The organism is Blastococcus sp. SYSU DS0552 (assembly GCF_054050815.1).
The window spans coordinates 16,074-33,980 of sequence record NZ_JBJHAB010000003.1; the positions used below are offsets into that span (position 1 = coordinate 16,074).

General features: G+C 75.0%; 20 protein-coding genes and 1 riboswitch. Of the genes, 12 read left to right on the forward strand and 8 right to left on the reverse strand.

Annotation, left to right across the window (positions count from 1 at the left end; genetic code table 11):
• The first annotated feature begins 31 nt into the window (after positions 1–31).
• From ACI8AG_RS03730 to ACI8AG_RS03755, 6 genes are all read left to right on the forward strand, one after another.
• Positions 32–766 (forward strand): IclR family transcriptional regulator, encoded by a 735-nt coding sequence (locus tag ACI8AG_RS03730; RefSeq protein ID WP_456595967.1) that lies wholly within the window; start codon positions 32–34, stop codon positions 764–766.
• Positions 759–2,261 (forward strand): glycerol kinase GlpK, encoded by a 1,503-nt coding sequence (glpK, locus tag ACI8AG_RS03735; RefSeq protein ID WP_456589648.1) that lies wholly within the window; start codon positions 759–761, stop codon positions 2,259–2,261. Before ACI8AG_RS03730 ends, glpK (ACI8AG_RS03735) begins: the two co-directional genes overlap by 8 nt.
• 155 nt (positions 2,262–2,416) lie before the next feature.
• Positions 2,417–3,154 carry an MIP/aquaporin family protein gene (locus tag ACI8AG_RS03740; protein ID WP_456595968.1) on the forward strand — a complete coding sequence of 246 codons (738 nt, stop codon included), beginning with the start codon at positions 2,417–2,419 and terminating at the stop codon, positions 3,152–3,154.
• A 26-nt stretch (positions 3,155–3,180) separates the two neighbouring features.
• On the forward strand, positions 3,181–4,698 hold the full coding sequence (gene glpK, locus ACI8AG_RS03745; RefSeq protein ID WP_456595969.1) for a glycerol kinase GlpK: 1,518 nt from the start codon (positions 3,181–3,183) through the stop codon (positions 4,696–4,698).
• A gap of 120 nt (positions 4,699–4,818) precedes the next feature.
• Positions 4,819–5,163, forward strand: a complete 345-nt coding sequence (locus ACI8AG_RS03750) for a PadR family transcriptional regulator (protein WP_456595970.1) — start codon at positions 4,819–4,821, stop codon at positions 5,161–5,163.
• A 10-nt stretch (positions 5,164–5,173) separates the two neighbouring features.
• The gene (locus ACI8AG_RS03755; protein WP_456595971.1) at positions 5,174–5,731 is read left to right on the forward strand and encodes a hypothetical protein; all 558 of its coding nucleotides are present in this window, start codon (positions 5,174–5,176) and stop codon (positions 5,729–5,731) included.
• 14 nt (positions 5,732–5,745) lie between these two features.
• Here ACI8AG_RS03755 and pgm read toward each other — a convergent pair whose 3' ends face one another.
• The 3 genes from pgm to ACI8AG_RS03770 are packed head-to-tail and all read right to left on the reverse strand — an operon-like array spanning position 5,746 to position 8,710.
• Positions 5,746–7,380, reverse strand: coding sequence for a phosphoglucomutase (alpha-D-glucose-1,6-bisphosphate-dependent) (gene pgm, locus ACI8AG_RS03760; protein ID WP_456595972.1), 1,635 nt, complete (start codon positions 7,378–7,380; stop codon positions 5,746–5,748).
• A 50-nt stretch (positions 7,381–7,430) separates the two neighbouring features.
• Positions 7,431–7,859: a VOC family protein gene (locus ACI8AG_RS03765; RefSeq protein WP_456595973.1), complete on the reverse strand. Its 429-nt coding sequence runs from the start codon at positions 7,857–7,859 to the stop codon at positions 7,431–7,433.
• Complete coding sequence (locus tag ACI8AG_RS03770; RefSeq protein ID WP_456595974.1) at positions 7,856–8,710, reverse strand: helix-turn-helix domain-containing protein; 855 nt, start codon at positions 8,708–8,710, stop codon at positions 7,856–7,858. The genes ACI8AG_RS03765 and ACI8AG_RS03770 overlap by 4 nt, the downstream gene beginning before the upstream one ends.
• A 199-nt stretch (positions 8,711–8,909) precedes the next feature.
• Between ACI8AG_RS03770 and ACI8AG_RS03775 the strand changes: the two genes are divergently transcribed.
• The gene (locus ACI8AG_RS03775) at positions 8,910–10,118 is read left to right on the forward strand and encodes a DUF222 domain-containing protein (protein ID WP_456595975.1); all 1,209 of its coding nucleotides are present in this window, start codon (positions 8,910–8,912) and stop codon (positions 10,116–10,118) included.
• A gap of 23 nt (positions 10,119–10,141) precedes the next feature.
• Here ACI8AG_RS03775 and ACI8AG_RS03780 read toward each other — a convergent pair whose 3' ends face one another.
• The gene (locus ACI8AG_RS03780) at positions 10,142–10,477 is read right to left on the reverse strand and encodes a YnfA family protein (RefSeq protein ID WP_456595976.1); all 336 of its coding nucleotides are present in this window, start codon (positions 10,475–10,477) and stop codon (positions 10,142–10,144) included.
• Entirely contained in the window at positions 10,474–11,310 is an 837-nt protein-coding gene (locus tag ACI8AG_RS03785; protein WP_456595977.1) for an alpha/beta fold hydrolase, read from the reverse strand. The genes ACI8AG_RS03780 and ACI8AG_RS03785 overlap by 4 nt, the downstream gene beginning before the upstream one ends.
• A gap of 372 nt (positions 11,311–11,682) precedes the next feature.
• Here ACI8AG_RS03785 and ACI8AG_RS03790 point away from each other — a divergent pair, with 372 nt between their 5' ends.
• Positions 11,683–13,266: a helicase gene (locus tag ACI8AG_RS03790; protein WP_456595978.1), complete on the forward strand. Its 1,584-nt coding sequence runs from the start codon at positions 11,683–11,685 to the stop codon at positions 13,264–13,266.
• 12 nt (positions 13,267–13,278) lie between these two features.
• Here the strand turns inward: ACI8AG_RS03790 and ACI8AG_RS03795 are convergent, their stop codons facing one another.
• The 3 genes from ACI8AG_RS03795 to ACI8AG_RS03805 form a co-directional block, all read right to left on the reverse strand.
• Complete coding sequence (locus tag ACI8AG_RS03795; protein WP_456595979.1) at positions 13,279–13,533, reverse strand: hypothetical protein; 255 nt, start codon at positions 13,531–13,533, stop codon at positions 13,279–13,281.
• Between the two features lie 103 nt (positions 13,534–13,636).
• Positions 13,637–14,290, reverse strand: a complete 654-nt coding sequence (locus ACI8AG_RS03800) for a Type 1 glutamine amidotransferase-like domain-containing protein (protein WP_456595980.1) — start codon at positions 14,288–14,290, stop codon at positions 13,637–13,639.
• Complete coding sequence (locus ACI8AG_RS03805) at positions 14,287–14,790, reverse strand: DUF3291 domain-containing protein (RefSeq protein WP_456589633.1); 504 nt, start codon at positions 14,788–14,790, stop codon at positions 14,287–14,289. The genes ACI8AG_RS03800 and ACI8AG_RS03805 overlap by 4 nt, the downstream gene beginning before the upstream one ends.
• A gap of 81 nt (positions 14,791–14,871) precedes the next feature.
• Positions 14,872–14,965, forward strand: a riboswitch (TPP riboswitch).
• Between ACI8AG_RS03805 and thiM the strand changes: the two genes are divergently transcribed.
• The 4 genes from thiM to ACI8AG_RS03825 all read left to right on the forward strand — a co-directional run bounded on the left by thiM (position 14,959) and on the right by ACI8AG_RS03825 (position 17,904).
• The gene (gene thiM / locus ACI8AG_RS03810; protein WP_456595981.1) at positions 14,959–15,765 is read left to right on the forward strand and encodes a hydroxyethylthiazole kinase; all 807 of its coding nucleotides are present in this window, start codon (positions 14,959–14,961) and stop codon (positions 15,763–15,765) included. Its footprint overlaps the riboswitch before it by 7 nt.
• The gene (thiE, locus tag ACI8AG_RS03815; protein ID WP_456595982.1) at positions 15,765–16,427 is read left to right on the forward strand and encodes a thiamine phosphate synthase; all 663 of its coding nucleotides are present in this window, start codon (positions 15,765–15,767) and stop codon (positions 16,425–16,427) included. Before thiM ends, thiE begins: the two co-directional genes overlap by 1 nt.
• Positions 16,424–17,236, forward strand: a complete 813-nt coding sequence (thiD, locus tag ACI8AG_RS03820; RefSeq protein WP_456595983.1) for a bifunctional hydroxymethylpyrimidine kinase/phosphomethylpyrimidine kinase — start codon at positions 16,424–16,426, stop codon at positions 17,234–17,236. The genes thiE and thiD overlap by 4 nt, the downstream gene beginning before the upstream one ends.
• Positions 17,233–17,904, forward strand: a complete 672-nt coding sequence (locus ACI8AG_RS03825) for a TenA family protein (protein ID WP_456595984.1) — start codon at positions 17,233–17,235, stop codon at positions 17,902–17,904. Before thiD ends, ACI8AG_RS03825 begins: the two co-directional genes overlap by 4 nt.
• The last annotated feature ends 3 nt before the right edge of the window (positions 17,905–17,907 follow it).

A 17,907-nucleotide genomic window follows, 5' to 3' on the forward strand; every position in this document is an offset into this window, starting at 1 on the left:
CAGCGTCCCGGATGCCCTACCGTCGGGCGCCATGCCGGGCACCGTGCAGTCCATCGAGCGGGCCGCGGCGATCCTGCAGGTGATCGCCGGGGCGCGGAACGCACTCGGGGTCACCGAGATCGCCGAGACCGTCGGGCTGGCCAAGACCACCACCCACGGCCTGCTGCGCACGTTGCTGCACGTGGGGTTCGTGGCGCAGGACCGGGCGACCGGCCGGTACAGCATCGGCCCGGGCCTGCTGCGGCTGGGGAGTTCCCTGGACGTCAACGAGCTCCGCGCGCGCGCATCGAACTGGGCCGACGCACTCGCCGCCCGCAGCGGGCACACGGTGCGGCTGGCCACGCTCGCCGGCGAGGACCAGGTGGTCGTCGTCCACCACGTCTTCCGGCCCGACGACTCGGCCCAGGTGCTCGAGGTGGGGGTCGCGCTGCCCGCGCGGACGACGGGACTGGGCAAGGTCCTCCTGGCGCACGCGCTCGAGCCCCGGCCGGCGCGGACCGCGACCGCCACCGGGAACCGCGCCGCCGGGCTGGCCGAGGTGCGGGTCCGCGGCTGGGCGGCCGACCGGGGGGAGCACGAGCCCGGCCGCGGGTGCATCGCCGCCCCCGTCCGGGGGCCCGGCGGGCCGGTCGTGGCCGCGCTGGGCGTGAACGGCCCCGTGACCTCGTTGTTCGACGGCCGTGGCGCGCCCCGGAGCCTGCTCCTCGGCATGGTCACCGATGCGGCCGCCGCCGTCTCCCGGGAGCTGGGGTACGGCGGTGCCTGACCGGTACGTCCTCGCCGTGGACCAGGGGACGACGTCGACCCGCTCCCTTGTCTTCGACCGCGGTGGCCGCATGGTCGCCGTCCGGCAGCGGGAGCACCGGCAGTACTTCCCCCGCCCGGGATGGGTCGAGCACGACCCGATGGAGATCTGGGCGAACACCCGGTGGACCGCCGACCAGGTGCTGGCCGACGTCGGTGGTGCGGGCACCGTGGTCGCCCTCGGCATCGCCAACCAGCGGGAGACCACCGTCGTCTGGGACCGGGCCACTGGCCGGCCCGTGCTGCGGGCCCTGGTCTGGCAGGACACCCGGACGGCGGACCTGGTCGCCGAGCTCGGCGCGCGCCCGGAGGCACCGCTGGTGCCCGAGCGCAGCGGCATGGCGATCGCCGGCTACTTCTCCGGGCCGCGGCTGCGCTGGATCCTCGAGCACGTGCCCCGCGCCCGGGAACGGGCGGAGCGCGGGGAACTGCTGTTCGGGACGATGGAAACCTGGCTCATCTGGAACCTCACCGGCGGGCCGGACGGTGGCCTGCACGTCACCGACGTGACCAATGCCAGCCGCACCCTGCTGATGGACGTCCGCGCCTGCCGCTGGGACCCGGACCTGCTGGACTTCTTCGGCATCCCCGCCCCGATGCTCCCGGAGATCCGGCCCTCGGTCGGCGTGCTGGGCCCGGCGACCGCGCTCGCGCAGCCGTTGCCCATCGCCGGGGCGCTCGGCGACCAGCAGGCGGCGCTGTTCGGGCAGGCGTGCTTCGCGCCGGGGGAGGCCAAGTGCACCTACGGCACCGGGAGCTTCCTGCTGCAGAACACCGGCACCGAACTGGTGCGCACGCGCTCGGGCTCGATCAGCACGGTGGCGTACCAGTTGGCCGGGGAGCCGCCCCGGTACGCGCTGGAGGGATCGGTGGCCGTCGCCGGCGCGCTGGTGCAGTGGCTGCGCGACGGGCTCGGGCTGATCGGCACCGCGCCGGAGGTCGAGACGCTGGCCCGCACGGTGGAGGACAACGGCGGCTGCTACGTCGTCCCCGCGTTCTCCGGCCTGCTGGCCCCGCACTGGCGGGGCGAGGCCCGCGGGCTGGTGGCCGGGCTGACCTCCTACGTCACCAAGGGGCACCTGGCCCGGGCGGTGCTGGAGGCCACCGGCTGGCAGACCCGGGACGTGATCCAGGCGATGGCGGCCGACTCGGGGCTGTCGCTGCCGGCGCTGCGGGTGGACGGCGGGATGACCACCAACAACCTGCTGATGCAGTTCATCGCCGACGTGCTGGACACCCCGGTGGTGCGCCCGATGGTCGGGGAGACCGTGTCGCTCGGTGCCGCGTACGCCGCGGGTCTGGCGGTCGGGGTCTGGTCCGACGTCGCCGCGCTGCGCCGCAACTGGCACCGCGCGGCGCAGTGGACGCCGTCGCCCGGGCGGGCGCAGGCGCTGACCGCGGAGTACCCGCGCTGGGAGCGCGCGGTGCAGCTCAGCATCGCGTGGGGCGCGCCGTGATCGTCACCGTCCGATGATGTCGAACCGCGACTGTTGTCCAGGTCACAGGAGCCCTCCTACGGTCCGCAGAACGGGCTCGGCGGTGGTGATCACCGCCGCGTCCCCGACATCCACGGTCCGCTGTACGGCGGGCCCGCCTCGAGGAGCGCCTACACGTGGACACCCTCGGTCTCTGGACCATCTTCGGGAGTGAAGTACTCGGCACCGGCATCCTGTTGCTGCTCGGCGTCGGGGTGGTCGCCAACGTCGCCCTGCCCAAGACGTTCGGCAACGGCGGCGGCTGGATCGTCATCATCTTCGGCTGGGGCCTCGCCGTCTTCGCCGGCGTCTTCGCCGGAGCGAGCTCCGGTGCCCACATCAACCCGGCCGTCACCGTCGGCCTGCTGGTCAGCGGGACCGACACGTACGCCATCGGCGTCCCCGTCACCGTCGCCACCACGTTCACCTACTTCGCCGGGCAGCTGGTCGGGGCCTTCCTCGGCGCGGTCGTGGCCTACCTGGCGTACTACGGGCACTACAACGACCCCGAGGCCGCCGGCACCCAGCTGGGCACCTTCGCGACCGGGCCGGCCACCGGCACGGTCAAGGACAACGTGATCAGCGAGATGGTGGGCACGTTCGTGCTCGTCTACATCATCCTGCGGTTCGGGGACACGCCCACCCAGCTCGGCCCGCTGGCCGTCGCCCTGCTGGTCGTCGGCATCGGCGCCTCCCTCGGCGGCCCCACCGGCTACGCCATCAACCCCGCCCGCGACCTCGGGCCCCGCATCGCCCACGCCGTCCTGCCGATCCGGGGCAAGGGGGACAGCAACTGGGGGTACGCCTGGGTCCCGATCGTCGGCCCGCTCCTCGGTGCCGTCCTCGCCGGCGGCCTGTCGCACGTCCCGCTCTGACCACTTCCGATCGAGAGGAACTCCCCATGCCGCAGTACGTCGTAGCCATCGACCAGGGCACCACCAGCACCCGCTGCATGATCTTCGACCACGACGGCGCGGTGGTGTCGGTCGGGCAGAAGGAGCACCAGCAGATCTTCCCGCGGGCCGGGTGGGTCGAGCACGACGCGCTGGAGATCTGGCGGAACACCCGCGAGGTGGTCGGGCAGGCGATAGCGCGCAGCGACGCGGGCGCCTCCGACATCGTCGCCATCGGGATCACCAACCAGCGCGAGACCGCCGTCGTCTGGGACCGGGCGACCGGGCAGCCGGTCTACAACGCCATCGTCTGGCAGGACACCCGCACGACGAAGATCATCGACGAGCTCGGCGCGCTCGGCGGCGGCGCCGACCGGTACAAGGACAAGGTCGGGCTGCCGCTGGCCACCTACTTCGCCGGCCCGAAGGTGCGCTGGATCCTCGACAACGTCGACGGCGCCCGGGAGCGGGCCGAGCGCGGCGAGCTGCTCATGGGCACCATCGACTCCTGGCTGATCTGGAACATGACCGGCGGGGCCGACGGCGGCCAGCACCTCACGGACGTCTCCAACGCCTCGCGCACGATGCTCATGGACTACCGGACGCTCGCCTGGGACGAGTCCATCGCCGAGGAGATGGGCATCCCGACGTCCATGCTCCCGGAGATCCGCTCCAACTCCGAGGAGTACGGCAGGGGCCGCAAGGCCGGCTTCCTGGGCGGCGTGCCGATCGCCGGCTCGCTCGGCGACCAGCAGGCGGCGACCTTCGGCCAGGTCTGCTTCGAGCGCGGGATGGCCAAGAACACCTACGGCACCGGCAACTTCATGCTGCTCAACACCGGGGAGGAGGCCGTCCCCTCGGAGAACGGCCTGCTCACCACGCTGTGCTACCAGCTCGGCGACGCCAAGCCGGTGTACGCCCTGGAGGGGTCGATCGCCGTCACCGGCTCGCTGGTGCAGTGGGTCCGGGACAACCTCGGCATGATCAAGAGCGCCCCGGAGATCGAGGACCTGGCCCGCTCGGTCGACGACAACGGCGGGGCGTACTTCGTCCCGGCGTTCTCCGGGCTGTTCGCGCCGCACTGGCGCGCCGACGCCCGCGGCGCCGTCGTCGGGCTGACCCGGTACGTCAACAAGGGGCACCTGGCCCGGGCCGTGCTGGAGGCGACCGCCTACCAGACCCGCGAGGTGCTGGACGCGATGAACGCCGACTCCGGCGTCGACCTGACCGAGCTGCGGGTCGACGGCGGCATGGTCGGCAACGAGCTGCTCATGCAGTTCCAGGCCGACCTGCTCGACGTCCCGGTGATCCGGCCGAAGATCGCCGAGACCACCGCGCTGGGCGCCGCCTACGCCGCCGGCCTGGCCGTCGGCTTCTGGTCCGACCTCGACGAGCTGACCGCCAAGTGGGCCGAGGACAAGCGCTGGGAGCCGCAGATGCCTGCCGAGGAGCGGGAGCGCAACTACCGCAACTGGCAGAAGGCGGTGACCAAGTCGCTGGACTGGGTCGACGAGGACGTCAGCTGAGGAAGGACCCCGCCCTCCTCGGCCCCGTCGCAGGCTTGGGGCGAGCCTCCGGACGGGGCCGAGGGGGACGGGCCTCTCAGTAGGTTGTGCGCCTGACTAGTCAGCCGTACTGTCTAGCCCGTGACGGAGGACCGCTGGCCCGGGGAGTGGATGCGCGGCGTGCTCTCGCTGTGCGTGCTCCGCGTGGTGGCCGACGGCCCGACGTACGGCTACGCGATCGCCGCCCGGCTGGCCGAGGCCGGCCTCGGTTCGGTGAAGGGCGGCACGCTGTACCCGATCCTGACCCGGCTGGAGACCGAGGGGCTGGTCTCCTCGTCCTGGGAGGCCGGCGACGGCGGGCCGGGCCGCAAATTCTTCACCCTGACCACCGCCGGCGAGCAGGCGCTGCGCGAGCGCGCCGACCAGTGGCGCACGTTCACCGAGCGGGCCGCCGGCCTGCTCTCGTCCCCGTCCGTCCCCGCCTGAGGAGCCCACCATGGGGAAGGTCCTGAACAGCAGCGAGCAGGCCTGGCACGACGCCCTCCTGCTGCGCCTGCGGATGCGCGACGTCCCCGGTGCCCGGATCGGCGAGGTGCTCGCGGAGGTGCAGAGCCACGTCGCCGAGACCGGGGAGCACCCGCGGGAGGCGTTCGGCCCGGCCACGGAGTACGCCGACCGGGTCGCCGACGTGCTCGGGGCCGCCCCCAGCCGCGGCTGGCGGGACACGCTGCGGGGGCTGACCTGGCGGGACCTGGGAACGGCGGCGTCCATCGGGCTGGCCTGCTTCCTCCTCGCCGACTCCCTGTGGGCCCTCGGTGCCGGGGAGACCTCCGTGCTCGACCTGCCCGCGTGGGCCGTCTGCGTGGTCGCCGCGCTCGTGCTCGCCGCCTGCGTCGCCCGGATCGTCCGGCACGACGCCTCCGGGGACAAGGTCGTCGACCCGCGGACCGGTGCCGAGATGGTGCCGCTCCCGCGGTGGGCGGGCGTCGTCCTGTTCGGCCTCCCGTTCCTGATGCTCGCCGCCATGGCCGTGGGCGGGTTGCTCGCCCGCTGACCGCGGCGGAGGCGTCAGCTGCCGAGCGCGGTGGCGACGACGGCGCGCGCCTCCTCCTGCACCTGCGCGAGGTGCTCCGGCCCGCGGAAGGACTCGGCGTAGATCTTGTAGACGTCCTCGGTCCCCGAGGGGCGGGCGGCGAACCAGGCGTTCTCCGTGGTCACCTTCAGCCCGCCGATCGGGGCGTCGTTGCCGGGGGCGCGGGTGAGCTTCGCGGTGATCGGCTCCCCGGCCAGCTCGGTGGCGGCGACGTCCTCGGGGGAGAGCTTGCCCAGCGCCGCCTTCTCCGCGCGGGTCGCCGGCGCGTCGATCCGGGCGTAGGCGGACTCGCCGAAGTGGTCGGTGAGCTGCTTGTGCAGCTTCGAGGGGGACCGGCCCGTCACGGCCTGGATCTCGGCGGCCAGCAGCGCGAGCAGGAGGCCGTCCTTGTCCGTCGTCCAGACACCGCCGTCCCGGCGCAGGAACGAGGCGCCGGCGGACTCCTCGCCACCGAAGCCGACCGACCCGTCCAGCAGCCCCGGCACGAACCACTTGAAGCCGACCGGGACCTCGACCAGCTTTCGGTCCAGGTCGGCGACGACCCGGTCGATCAGCGAGCTGGACACCAGCGTCTTGCCGACGGCGACGTCCTTGGCCCACCCGGGCCGGTGGCTGAGCAGGTAGGCGATCGCGACGGCGAGGAAGTGGTTGGGGTTCATCAGCCCGGCGTCGGGGGTGACGATGCCGTGCCGGTCGGCGTCGGCGTCGTTGCCGGTGGCGATCTGGAACTCGTTCCGGCGGTCGACCAGCGAGGCCATCGCCGCGGGGGAGGAGCAGTCCATCCGGATCTTGCCGTCCCAGTCCAGCGTCATGAACCGCCACGTCGGGTCGACCAGCGGGTTGACCACGGTGAGGTCGAGCCGGTGGCGCTCGGCGATGGCCGCCCAGTAGTCGACGCTGGCACCACCGAGGGGGTCGGCGCCGATGCGCACGCCCGCGTCGCGGATCGCGTCGAGGTCGATGACCTGCGGCAGGTCGTCGACGTAGGTGCCCAGGAAGTCGTAGGCCTGCGCCGCCCCGCGCGCCTGCTCCACCGGTACCCGGCGGACGCCGGAGAGCCCGGCCCGCAGCAGGTCGTTGGCCCGCCCGGCGATCCACCCCGTGGCGTCGGTGTCGGCGGGCCCACCGGAGGGCGGGTTGTACTTGAAGCCGCCGTCGCGCGGCGGGTTGTGCGACGGGGTGACGACGATGCCGTCCGCGAGCCCCGTCCGCTTCCCCTGGTTGGCCCGCAGGATCGCGTGGCTGATCGCCGGGGTGGGGGTGTAGCGCTCGCCGGCGTCGACCAGAACGGTGACGTCGTTGGCCACCAGGACCTCCAGCGCCGTCGCCCAGGCCGGCTCGGAGAGCGCGTGGGTGTCCCGGCCGAGGAAGAGCGGCCCGTCGTACCCCTGCTCGGCGCGGTACTCGCAGATGGCCTGCGTCGTGGCGAGGATGTGCGCCTCGTTGAACGCCGCGTCGAACGCCGAGCCGCGGTGGCCCGAGGTGCCGAACGCGACCTGCTGCGTGGGCTCGGCCGGGTCCGGCTCGACGGTGTAGTACGCGCTGACCAGCGAGGCGACGTCGATCAGGTCGGCGGGCTGGGCGGGCTGTCCGGCGCGGGCGTCGCTCATGTGGTTGATCTTGGCCTGCCCGACGGGCCCGCGCGAGATGTGCGCTCCGGTCAGCGCGACCGGCGCGGCTCGCCGCGGTAGGTGCCGAACTGCCAGACGTTGCCCTCGGGATCGCGGATGGTGACGTCCCGGGAGCCGTAGTCGGTGGTGTACGGCGCCCGCACGACCTCCGCGCCGGCGGCGACGGCCCGGGCGTGCACGGCGTCCGGGTCGTCCGTGACGACGTAGCAGCCGGTCGCCTCCACCGGCCACTGGCCGCCGTCGTCCCGGACGGAGCCGAGCATGACCCCGCCGCCCTCGGGCCAGTCGAGCTGGGCGTGGTCGACCCGGTCGCCCTCGCCGTACACGGCGGTCTCCTCGAAGCCGAGGACGTCCACGAGGAACCGGATGAGCCCGCGGGCGTCCCGGGCCCGGAAGGCCGGCCAGACCACGGGGGCCGGCGTGGTCTGCTGCTGGTCGGTCTGCTGCGTCGTCGTCATGGCGACGACAGTGCCGTGGCGAGCGCGGCGGTGTCTTGTACGTATCCGAACTCCGCCGCCAGCCAGCGGGTGGGCGGCAGACCGGCGAACGCCCGCCACTCCCTCGTGAGGTGCGCCTGGTCGGCGAAGCCGGTGCCGGCGGCGAGGGCGGCGAGGTCCGGCGCACCACCGGTGGCCACCCGCGCCGCCAGCGCCCGCCGGGCCCGGTCGAAGCGCACGACCCGGGCGGCCTCCTTGGGCCCGAGACCCGTCTCGGCGCGGAACCGCTGCTCGAGGTGCCGGGTGGACCAGCCGACCCGGGCGGCCAGCTGGGACACCCGCAGCCGCCCCCCGGCCGCCGTCGTCAGCCGCCAGGCCTCCGCGACCTCCGCCGGGACGCCGTCGACGTCCCGGAGTCGGCGCAGCAGCGCCGCGTCCAGCGCGGCGAACCGTGCGGGCCACCCCGCGGCGGTCCGCAGCCCGTCCACCAGCTCGGTGCCGGCCGGGCCCAGCAGGTCGGTCAGCGGCACGTCCAGCGACGCCAGCTCGCCGGCGGGCAGGCCCAGCAGGGCGCGCGCCCCCAGCGGCGTGAGCGAGAGCTGGATGCCGGCCTGCCGACCGGGGTGCACGATCCGCGCCGGACGGGTGTGCAGGCCGCCGACGAGCGCGTCGAACCGGCCGGGGGACTGGGCGGGGTCGGGGTGGGCGGCCATCTCCAGCGGGTCCTCCAGGGTGAGGACGACGGTCAGCCAGGGGGAGGGCAGGCCCAGGTGCTCGCCGGGCGGGAACCCCTCGTGCCGGTAGCCCAGGGCCGCCGCGACGTACCGGCGCAGCGCCGGGTGCGGGCGGTGCACCACCGACTCCTGCCGCACCCGGCCAGGATCGCAGCGACGAGCGCGGGACTCCAAGGCCGCCGGCGCGGCACCCCAGGGAGCTCAGGAGCCGGCGGCCGCGAACCCGAGGAGCGTCAGGGTGAAGAACCAAGCTACATCCCTCTGACCTGCGGATTCTGTCGTACCCCGGCCCTAGTGTCGGGGTGTCGGTCGAGGTCTCGCGGGAGGGAGGCGGCACGTGTCCGAGCTGCGCTCCGCCCTCGACGAGCTGGCCGCCGTCGACCTCGGCGAGCTGTCGGACGACGCCCTGCTCGAGCTCGTGGGCGAGCTGAGCACCACCGCGAACCGGGTGGCCGCCGCGCTCACCACCGCGGTGCGGGCGGCCGACCGCCGGGATGCCTACCGCCGCGACGGCGCCGTCTCCATGAAGGCCTGGCTGCGGGGCAGCTGCCGCATGGCGCCCGAGCAGGCCACCGCGACGGTCTCCACCGGCCGGCGGCTCGAGCAGCTCCCGGAAACAGCGGCGGCCTTCGCCGCCGGGGCGATCAGTGCCGCGCACGCACGGGTCATCACGAAGGCCATGACGCCCGGCCGGATCGCCAAGGCCGCCGAGATCGGTATCGACCTCGGCGAGACCGACGGCATCCTGGCCGACCTGGCCCGGGCCACAGCCCCGCACGAGACCGCGCGGGGCGTGAAGGAGTGGGTCGCCGGAGTGGACCCCGACGGGACCTTGGACGACGCCGCCGACGTGCGCCGCCGGTTCACCATGGCGTCCGGGCTCGACGGCCGGGTGCACCTGCGGGGCGAACTGGATGCCGCCGGCGGTGAGTACCTGCACACCGCCCTCGGCGCCCTCATGAACGGCGACCGCCCGGCGGGCGACCTGCGCTCGCACGCCGAGCGGCAGGCCGACGCGCTGGTCGTGCTGGCCCGCGGAGCCCTGGACGGGGGCTCGCTCCCCGATGTGCGCGGCGAGCGGCCGCACGTGCGCGTGACGATCGACTGGTTCGCGCTGTGCGCCGAGCGCGGCGCCCCTGGTGTCGCGGGCGGTTCGCTGGGCTGGGCAGGACCGATCAACCCGGAGACGGCGCGGCGGCTGGCCTGCGACGCGAGCGTGGCGCGGATCATCACCGGTCCGGACGGGCTCCCGCTGGACGTCGGCCGTCGGCCCCTCCGCAGGGCCCCGCCGAGCGTGCGAGCGGTGGGGGGCGGAGGGGTCCTTCCGTTCGCCGGCTGCGACGCCCCGCCCGAGCTCAACGTCCACCACGTCGTGCACTGGGCACACGGCGGGCCGACGAGCTGCGACAACGGCGCCCTGCTCTGCGAGCGGCACCACACGTCCTGCCACGAGGGCGGGTTCACGATTCGACGAGATCCCGGCACCGGCCGCTGGCGCACCTACCGGTCCGACGGCACGGAGGTCCTGAGCCGCGCCGGGCCGTGACCGCTGCGGCGACGCCGACCGGCTCACACCCCGCGCGGGGCGTACATGATCACCGCGACGCCGACGAGGCAGATCAGCGCGCCGGCGACGTCGTACCGGTCCGGCCGGAAGCCGTCGACGACCATGCCCCAGGCCAGCGACCCCGCGACGAAGACACCGCCGTAGGCGGCCAGGATCCGGCCGAAGTTCGCGTCCGGCTGCAGCGTGGCGGCGAACCCGTACAGCCCGAGGGCGATGACGCCGGCGCCGATCCAGGCCCAGCCGCGGTGCTCCCGGACCCCCTGCCACACCAGCCAGGCGCCGCCGATCTCGGCGAGCGCCGCGAGGGCGAAGAGCGCCAGTGACCGGGCGACGGTCACTCGACGGCCGCCAGGAACCGGCGGAGGGTCTCCAGGAAGACCTCGGGCTGCTCCGAGTGCACCCAGTGGCCGGCGTTCTTGATCCGCACCAGCCGGGTCGACGGGAAGAGCGCGTCCATGTGCGGCCGGTCCTCGGGGAGCACGTAGTGGGAGTTCGCCCCCGCGATCCACAGCACCGGCCCGTCGAACACGGCACCGGGCGGGGGATCGGGGAAGCCGCGCAGCTCGCCGAGGTCTCGCTCGAGCAACTCCAGGTTCAGCCGCCACTGCCAGCCGTCCCCCGACTCCTCCCGGCCGAGGCTCTGCAGCAGGAAGCTGCGCACCATCCGGCTGGGCACGGCGGTGCGGAGGGCGGCCTCGGCGTCCGAACGGGACTCCAGCGCACCCAGGTCGATCGCCCGCATCGCGGCGATGAAGGCCGCGAACGGCGAGGCCTCCTCGTCGGGGTCCTCGGTCCGCCCACCCTGCAGCGGGTACTCGACCGGGGCGATGTCGACGACCACGAGTGCGCGCAGCAGCTCCGGCCGGCGCAGCGCCAGCTGCATCGCGACCTTGCCGCCCATGGAGTGACCGACGAGGGTGGCCGGCTCGCCGAAGGACTCCAGCTCGGCGGCGACCATCTCGGCCATGTCCACGTAGTCGACACGCTCGGTCCACGGCGAGTGACCGTGGTTGGGCAGGTCGAGCAGGGTCACCCGGTGGTCGTCGGCCAGCCCCCTGGCGATCGTCGTCCAGTTCTTCCCCTGGCCGAAGAGCCCGTGCACGAAGACGACGCGCGGTCCCGCCTCGCCCAGCGTCCGGGCGGCGAGGGCCTCCTCGGGGTTCAACGTCACCCGGCGATTCCACCAGACGCCCGGCGCCGCGCCCCGCTCAGTCCAGCACCACCTCCGTCTCGCCGGTGTCGCCGTCCAGCGCGAGGCACCCGCCGTCGACGTGGCGGGGTCGCCATCCGGGGACGACACGTCCACGACGATCCGACGGCGGCGCGCTCGGCTCCTGCGGGGCGGCGTCGCTTCCCGCCTCTACCGTGCCGGGAGGTCCACGAGGGGGAGCAGATGCCAGGACGACGCCGGAGCGCGACCAGCACTCGACGGTCGACGGGGACCACGAGGAAGGCCGCGCCACGGAAGCCGGCAGCGCGGAAGCCCACGCCGAAGAAGGCCGCGCCCGAGCTGCCCAGCGCGGGCCCGGAGGAGAGGGTGTGGGTGCTGGCCGTGCCGTTCCGCGCGCCCGCGCCGGGAGCGGTCTGGCACCCGGGCCTGCAGGCGCACGTGTGGGTGGGCCGGTCACTGCCGCCCGAGCTCGCGCCCTACGACCCGCCGCCCTACAGCCTCGAGCGTTTCCTCGAGGACGAGCTCAACGAGGCGCCCCGCCCCCTTCCCGAGGCCCGGCCGCTCACGCCACGGGACCAGCAGTGCGACGGCGCCGACGTGGTGGCGGCCCATGCGGCCGCCGGGGGCAGGGTCTTCCTCCTCGGTGACGATCCCGGCGTCGGCAAGACCGGAACCGCGATCCTGGCGGTCAAAGCGATCGCCGAGCAGCGCGACGTCCGCACCGTGCTGGTCATCGCCGACCGGCCGGCCGCCATCACCATCCCGCACTGGGCGCGCTCGATCGCCGGCTTCGGCGACGGTGGCCTGCGCTGGTGCGTGACCACCTGGGACCGGCTGGGCAAGGTGGCGAAGCTGCGCTTCGACGTCGTCGTCGCCGACGAGGCGCACATGGTGCGGCACACGACGACGCAGCGGTGGAAGCACTGGAAGGCCGTCTCCGGCGCCGCGCGGGTCAAGGACACCCCGTACGTCCTGGCCGCGACCGCGACGCCGGCGCACACCCCCCTGGAGCTGCCCTACCTGGCGCCGGAGTTCGCCGCCCGGCACGAGGAGTCGATCAAGGACTGGGCCGACCTGCCGAAGGCGCTCGAGCGGCACACGTTCCACGTGGAACGTGGCCGCTACGGCTGGCAGTGGACCGAGGACGCCGACGAGCGCCGGGCCGACCTCGCCCGGTTGCAGTCCTGGCTCGCCGACGCCGATCCACCGGCGACGCTGCACCGCCCGGCCCCGTGGGGACCGGTGTCGGTGACGGGGACGCCGGTGCTGCTCAGCCCGGCCGAGCGGGCGCAGTACGAGGCCGAGTGGTCGGAGTTCCGCGCAGAGATGCAACTGGCCCGGCGCGGCCGGCAGTCCGCCCGCGGCCGCGCGGCCCTGCTGCGGTTCCGGCAGAAGGCCGGGCTGATCCGCGTGCAGGCGACGGTCGACTGGATCAAGGCGCAGGTGGAGGCGGAGCGGCAGGTCGCGGTCTCGGTCGAGTTCGTGGAGACGGCGGCCGATCCGATCCGCGAGGCGCTGCTGGACGCCGGCATCCCGGTGGCCGGCGTCTACGGGCGCGACCGCTTCGACGTCGAGGCCGAGCGGCTGCGGTTCCAGCGCGGCGACGCGGCGGTGTGCGTTTTCACGGTGACCGCGTCGATCAGCCTGCACGCCGGCGAGCTGCTGCCCGACGGGGCGACGGCGTCGGAGGCGCCCCGCGTGGGGTTGTTCCACCAGCCGCGGTTCTCCGGCATCCAGGCCCGGCAGGTCACCGGGCGCACCCACCGCGACGGGAAGGCCTCTCCGTGGCGGGTGGCGTTCGCGGCCGACACGGTCGAGGAGCAGGTGGCCCGGGTGATGGTCGAGCGGCTGGCGGTCAGCGGCTCCACGGCCGGGGCGGACACCTCGGCGCTGCGGGAGATCGCCGAGCTGCTCGACGCCGACTGGCTGCCCAGCACCGCCCTCACCGAGGCCTGAGCTCCACCGGGCTCAGGCTCCCGGCGTGGCCTGCAGGTCGTCGCGAGGCGTCACCAGGTCGGCCCGGACGGGATGGTCGCCGACGCCCGTCTCGGTCCAGGAGACCTCCACGATCTGCCCCGCGCGAAGGGAGCCACGGGCGCTGGGATGCAGCGCTCCCACCTCGACCCAGCAGTGGCCGGGGAGGTCCGGCGACTCGACGAGGCCGCCACCCTCGTCGCCGTCCCACCGGACCACCGTGCCCACGCTCGTTCCGCTCTGCACCATCCGCCCAGCGTGGCGGGCGACCGTCGAGCGGGCAAGCGACCACCGCCGACCCGATCCGGCAGACCGCGACGCACCGCGCGGGCGGGCTCCGTGGCGGCTGCGCTCATCGCGGCGCGGCCGGCTCGAGCTCCAGGTGCGGGCCCGCGCCGACGACCACCACGCGGTCGCCGTCGACGGCCAGCGCGGTGCCGTCCGCCAGCCCGAACACGCGGTGCCCCAGGTCGCGCGCCGCTTCCCGGAGGGCCTCCTCCGACGCATTCGGGAAGTACGGCGAGCCCAGGTGCGGCACGACCAGGACGTCGACCAGGCCCAGGCCCACGGTGTCCTCCGGTCGCGGCTGCTCCGACTGGCTCAGCGCGAGGTGCGGCCCGAGCACCATGCTGCCGGCGCTGATCCCGATCAGCAGCCGCTCACCGAGCAGATCGGGCAGCCGGTCGGCCAGCCCCGAGCGGCGCAGCCACCGCAGCAGGTGCGTGGTGTCCCCACCGGTGAGCACCAGGACGTCGGCCGCCTCCAGTCGCGGCTCCCACACCTCGGCCTCCAGCGCCGAGACGTCGACGATGTCGACCTCGGCGAACCCGGCGCGCTGCAGGTTCACGAAGTCGGCGATCAGCCAGCCCTTGTCGCCCGCGATGACGTTGGCCGCCGTGGGGACGACGGCGGCCCGCAGCCCGCTCAGCGGGCGTCCGGCCAGCTCCTCCGTCGCCGCGACCAGCGTCGGGTCGCAGAGGCCGGCGGAGGTGAGCAGCAGCCTCATGCCGGGCAGAGCCAGTCGTCCGACGACGGCGCCACGGCTCCCTCCAGCGGCGGGAAGTGCGTGCGGAAGGTGAACGCCTCGGGGGTCGGGCCGTGCGCTCGCAGGTGCCGGATGCGCGCCTCCGCGTCGTCGGTGGTCGGCAGGGTGCCCGCCGGGATCCACCACAGCGCGGTCGTCGCCTCGGCGGCGCGGGAGAACCACTCCCGGCGCCGCCGCATGATCTGCACGTGCCGCCCGCCGAAGACGTAGGCGGCCAGCGACTCGACGTCCCGCCAGACGGTGAGGTTCACGATCACGCCGTGGCTGCCGGCGGCGTCCCAGCCGAACGCCTGCACCGAGGTGGCGTTGCCGTCCTCGGTCTGCAGCCGCCAGACGAAGCCGGGCGCCCGGTCGGCCTCGGCGTTGACCTCGTCCAGGGCGGCCATGAAGTCGGCCAGCACGGGGCTGTCGAGCGGGGCGAGCAGGCGGGAGACGTTGACCTGGGCCAGGTGGTGGTCCACGGGCCGACCGTAGGGCACCCGCCCGTCCGTCGACGAGGTCGGCGGTGACGGCCCCCGGCCCGCTGCGCTAGGTTCGAGCCCGTACGTGGCACGGGGTGTCCCGCCCGGGACTGAGAACACACCCGCCGAACCTGCTCCAGTTCGCACTGGCGAAGGGATGTCACCGGCATGTCCGATGCTGTGGAAGTCGTCGACCTGCGCGCCGCCCGCGCGGCGCTGCGCGAGAACGCACCGCTCGTCCACTGCCTGACCAACACGGTGGTGCAGACGCTCACCGCCAATGCCCTGCTGGCCGTCGGCGCGGCGCCGGCGATGGTCGACGCCCCGGAGGAGGCCGAGGACTTCGCCGCCGTCGCCTCCGCCGTCCTGGTCAACGTGGGCACCGTGCACCAGCGCACCGCCGCGGCGATGCGGCTGGCCGCCCGCTCGGCCGGCGCGGCGGGCACCCCCTGGGTGCTCGACCCGGTGGCCGTGGGTCCGCTGGCCTACCGCACGGCGCTCGCCGGCGAGCTGGTCGAGCTCTCGCCGGCCGTGGTGCGCGGCAACGCCTCGGAGGTCATGGCGCTGGCCGGCGCCGGCGCCGGCGGCCGCGGGGTCGACAGCACCGCCGGCGCCGATGACGCAGCGACCGCCGCCGCACAGCTCGCGGCACGCACCGGGGGTGTGGTGGCCGTCAGCGGCGCGGTGGACCTGATCACCGACGGCGCGCGGACCATCCGGGTGGGCGGCGGCTCACCGCTGCTGACCCGCACCACGGGTGCCGGGTGCGCGCTCGGCGCCCTGGTGGCGGCCTACGTCGCCGCGACCGGCGACGCCCTGACCGGTGCGGTGGCGGGGCACGCGCACGTCGCGCTCGCCGCGGAGCGGGCCGCCGAGACCGCCACGGGGCCTGGCACGTTCGCGCCCGCCTGGCTCGACGCCCTGGACGCCGTCGGCCCCGACGACCTCGCGGGCGCGGACGTGCGGAGCGCCTGATGCGACCGCCGTTCGACCCGACGCTCTACCTGGTCACCGACACGGAGCTGTGCCGGCCACGGTCGGTGGCCGACGTGGTCCGCGCGGCGGTGGCCGGTGGGGTCACCGCCGTCCAGGTGCGCGACAAGCACGCCTCCCGCCGGGACCTGCTGGCGCTGACCCGCTCGGTGCAGGCCGCGCTCGCCGACCGGCCGGACGTGGCCGTGCTGGTGAACGACGCCCTCGACGTCGCCCTGCTGGCCGGCGCCTCCGGCGTGCACATCGGGCAGGAGGACCTGCCGGCGGCCGAGGTGCGGGCGGCGCTCGGACCCGACCGGCTGCTCGGCCTCTCCGTGGAGAGCACCGCCGACCTGACCGCCGCCCTGCGGCTGCCGTCGGGCACCGTCGACCACGTGGGCCTGAGCCCGGTGTGGGCGACGCCGACGAAGCCGGAGGCGGGCCCCGGGCTGGGCCTCGACGCGGTGCGGGAGCTGACGGGCGCGGCACACGCGGGCGGGTTGCCGGCCGTGGCGATCGGCGGCATCGACGCCGCCCGGGCCGCCGCCGTGGCCGCCACCGGGGTGGACGGCGTCTGCGTGGTCTCCGCGGTCTGCGCCGCCCCCGACCCACGCGCTGCGGCCGCGGCGCTCCGTGCCGAGCTCGCCCCGGTGGGTGCGCGATGACGCCCACGGCGCTCACCGTGGCGGGCAGCGACCCCAGCGGCGGAGCGGGCATCCAGGCCGACCTGAAGACCTTCAGCGCGCTCGGCGCGTACGGCACGGCGGTGCTCACCGCGCTCACCGCGCAGAACACCCGGGGAGTCACCGGGGTCCACCCGGTGCCCGCCGCCTTCGTCGCCCAGCAGCTGCACACCCTGCTCGACGACGTCGACGTGCACGCCACCAAGCTCGGCATGCTGGGCAGCGCCGACGTGGTGCGGGCGGTGGCGGGCGTGCTGGCCGAGCGGCGCCCCGGCCCGGTCGTCTGCGACCCGGTGATGGTGGCGACCAGCGGGCACCGGCTCATCGACGACGACGCGGTGGCCGCCGTCCGCACCGAGCTGCTGCCGCTCGCGGACCTGATCACCCCGAACGTGCCCGAAGCCGCCGCGCTGCTCGACGGCGAGCCGGCCACCGACGTGGACGGGCTGCACGAGCAGGCGCGGGCACTGCTCGACCTCGGGCCCGGCGCGGTGCTGCTGAAGGGCGGCCACCTCGGCGGCCCCGACAGCGTCGACGTGCTGGCCACGTCCGCCGGGACGACGGAGACCCGCCGCCCCCGGGTGACCACGACGGCGACGCACGGGACCGGCTGCACCCTCTCGTCGGCGTTGACCGCGCTGGCGGCCCGCGCCGGTGCGCCCCCGGACTGGGCAGCCCTGGTGGAGCCCGCCCGCGACTACCTGCAGCGGGCCCTGGCCGGGGGCGGCGCGCTGGGGATCGGGTCCGGCCACGGCCCGGTGCACCACTTCGCCGGGATCTGGCCCGCGTGAGCGGGTTCGGCGACCGGGCCTGGGCGGCGACCGCCGACCTCCGCCGGGCGATCGACGAGCTGCCCTTCCTCGCCGAGCTGGCCGCCGGCACCCTGGCACCCGAGACGTTCCGCCACTACCTGGAGCAGGACACCCTGTACCTGGGCGGCTACGCCCGCGCGCTGGCGCTGCTTGCGGCCCGCGCCCCGGACCCGGAGGCGGCCGCGTTCTGGGCCGGCTCGGCGCAGAACTGCGCGGTCGTGGAGACGCAGCTGCACGCCGACCTGCTCGGCTCGGAGCTGCTAGGGGAGGCCGGCGCCCCGCCGGAGCCGTCGCCGACCTGCCTGGCGTACAGCTCCTACCTCGTGGCGACGGCGGCGACCGCGCCGTACCCCGTCGCCGCCGCGGCCGTCCTCCCCTGCTACTGGGTGTACGCCGACGTCGGCGCCCGGCTGGCCCCCGCCGCGCGGGCCGCCGCCGACCACCCGTACCGCCGGTGGGTGGCCACCTACGACGCCGCCCCGTTCCAGGAGGCCGCGGCCGCCGCCCGACGGCTGACCGACGCCGCGGCGCGCACCGCGCCCGACCAGGAGGCCGCCATGCTCACCGCGTTCGCCATCGCCACCCGGTACGAGCTGGAGTTCTGGCGCGCGGCCCACGCCGGCGAGGCGTGGGCCGTCGCGATCTGATCG

Coding starts and splice junctions, on each gene's coding strand:
- ACI8AG_RS03730 (WP_456595967.1), top strand. CDS start 32: ATGCCGGGCACCGTGCAGTCCATCGAGCGGGCCGCGGCGATCCTGCAG.
- glpK (WP_456595969.1), top strand. CDS start 3,181: ATGCCGCAGTACGTCGTAGCCATCGACCAGGGCACCACCAGCACCCGC.
- ACI8AG_RS03755 (WP_456595971.1), top strand. CDS start 5,174: ATGGGGAAGGTCCTGAACAGCAGCGAGCAGGCCTGGCACGACGCCCTC.
- pgm (WP_456595972.1), bottom strand. CDS start 7,380: ATGAGCGACGCCCGCGCCGGACAGCCCGCCCAGCCCGCCGACCTGATC.
- ACI8AG_RS03765 (WP_456595973.1), bottom strand. CDS start 7,859: ATGACGACGACGCAGCAGACCGACCAGCAGCAGACCACGCCGGCCCCC.
- ACI8AG_RS03795 (WP_456595979.1), bottom strand. CDS start 13,533: ATGGTGCAGAGCGGAACGAGCGTGGGCACGGTGGTCCGGTGGGACGGC.
- ACI8AG_RS03800 (WP_456595980.1), bottom strand. CDS start 14,290: ATGAGGCTGCTGCTCACCTCCGCCGGCCTCTGCGACCCGACGCTGGTC.
- thiM (WP_456595981.1), top strand. CDS start 14,959: ATGTCCGATGCTGTGGAAGTCGTCGACCTGCGCGCCGCCCGCGCGGCG.
- thiE (WP_456595982.1), top strand. CDS start 15,765: ATGCGACCGCCGTTCGACCCGACGCTCTACCTGGTCACCGACACGGAG.
- thiD (WP_456595983.1), top strand. CDS start 16,424: ATGACGCCCACGGCGCTCACCGTGGCGGGCAGCGACCCCAGCGGCGGA.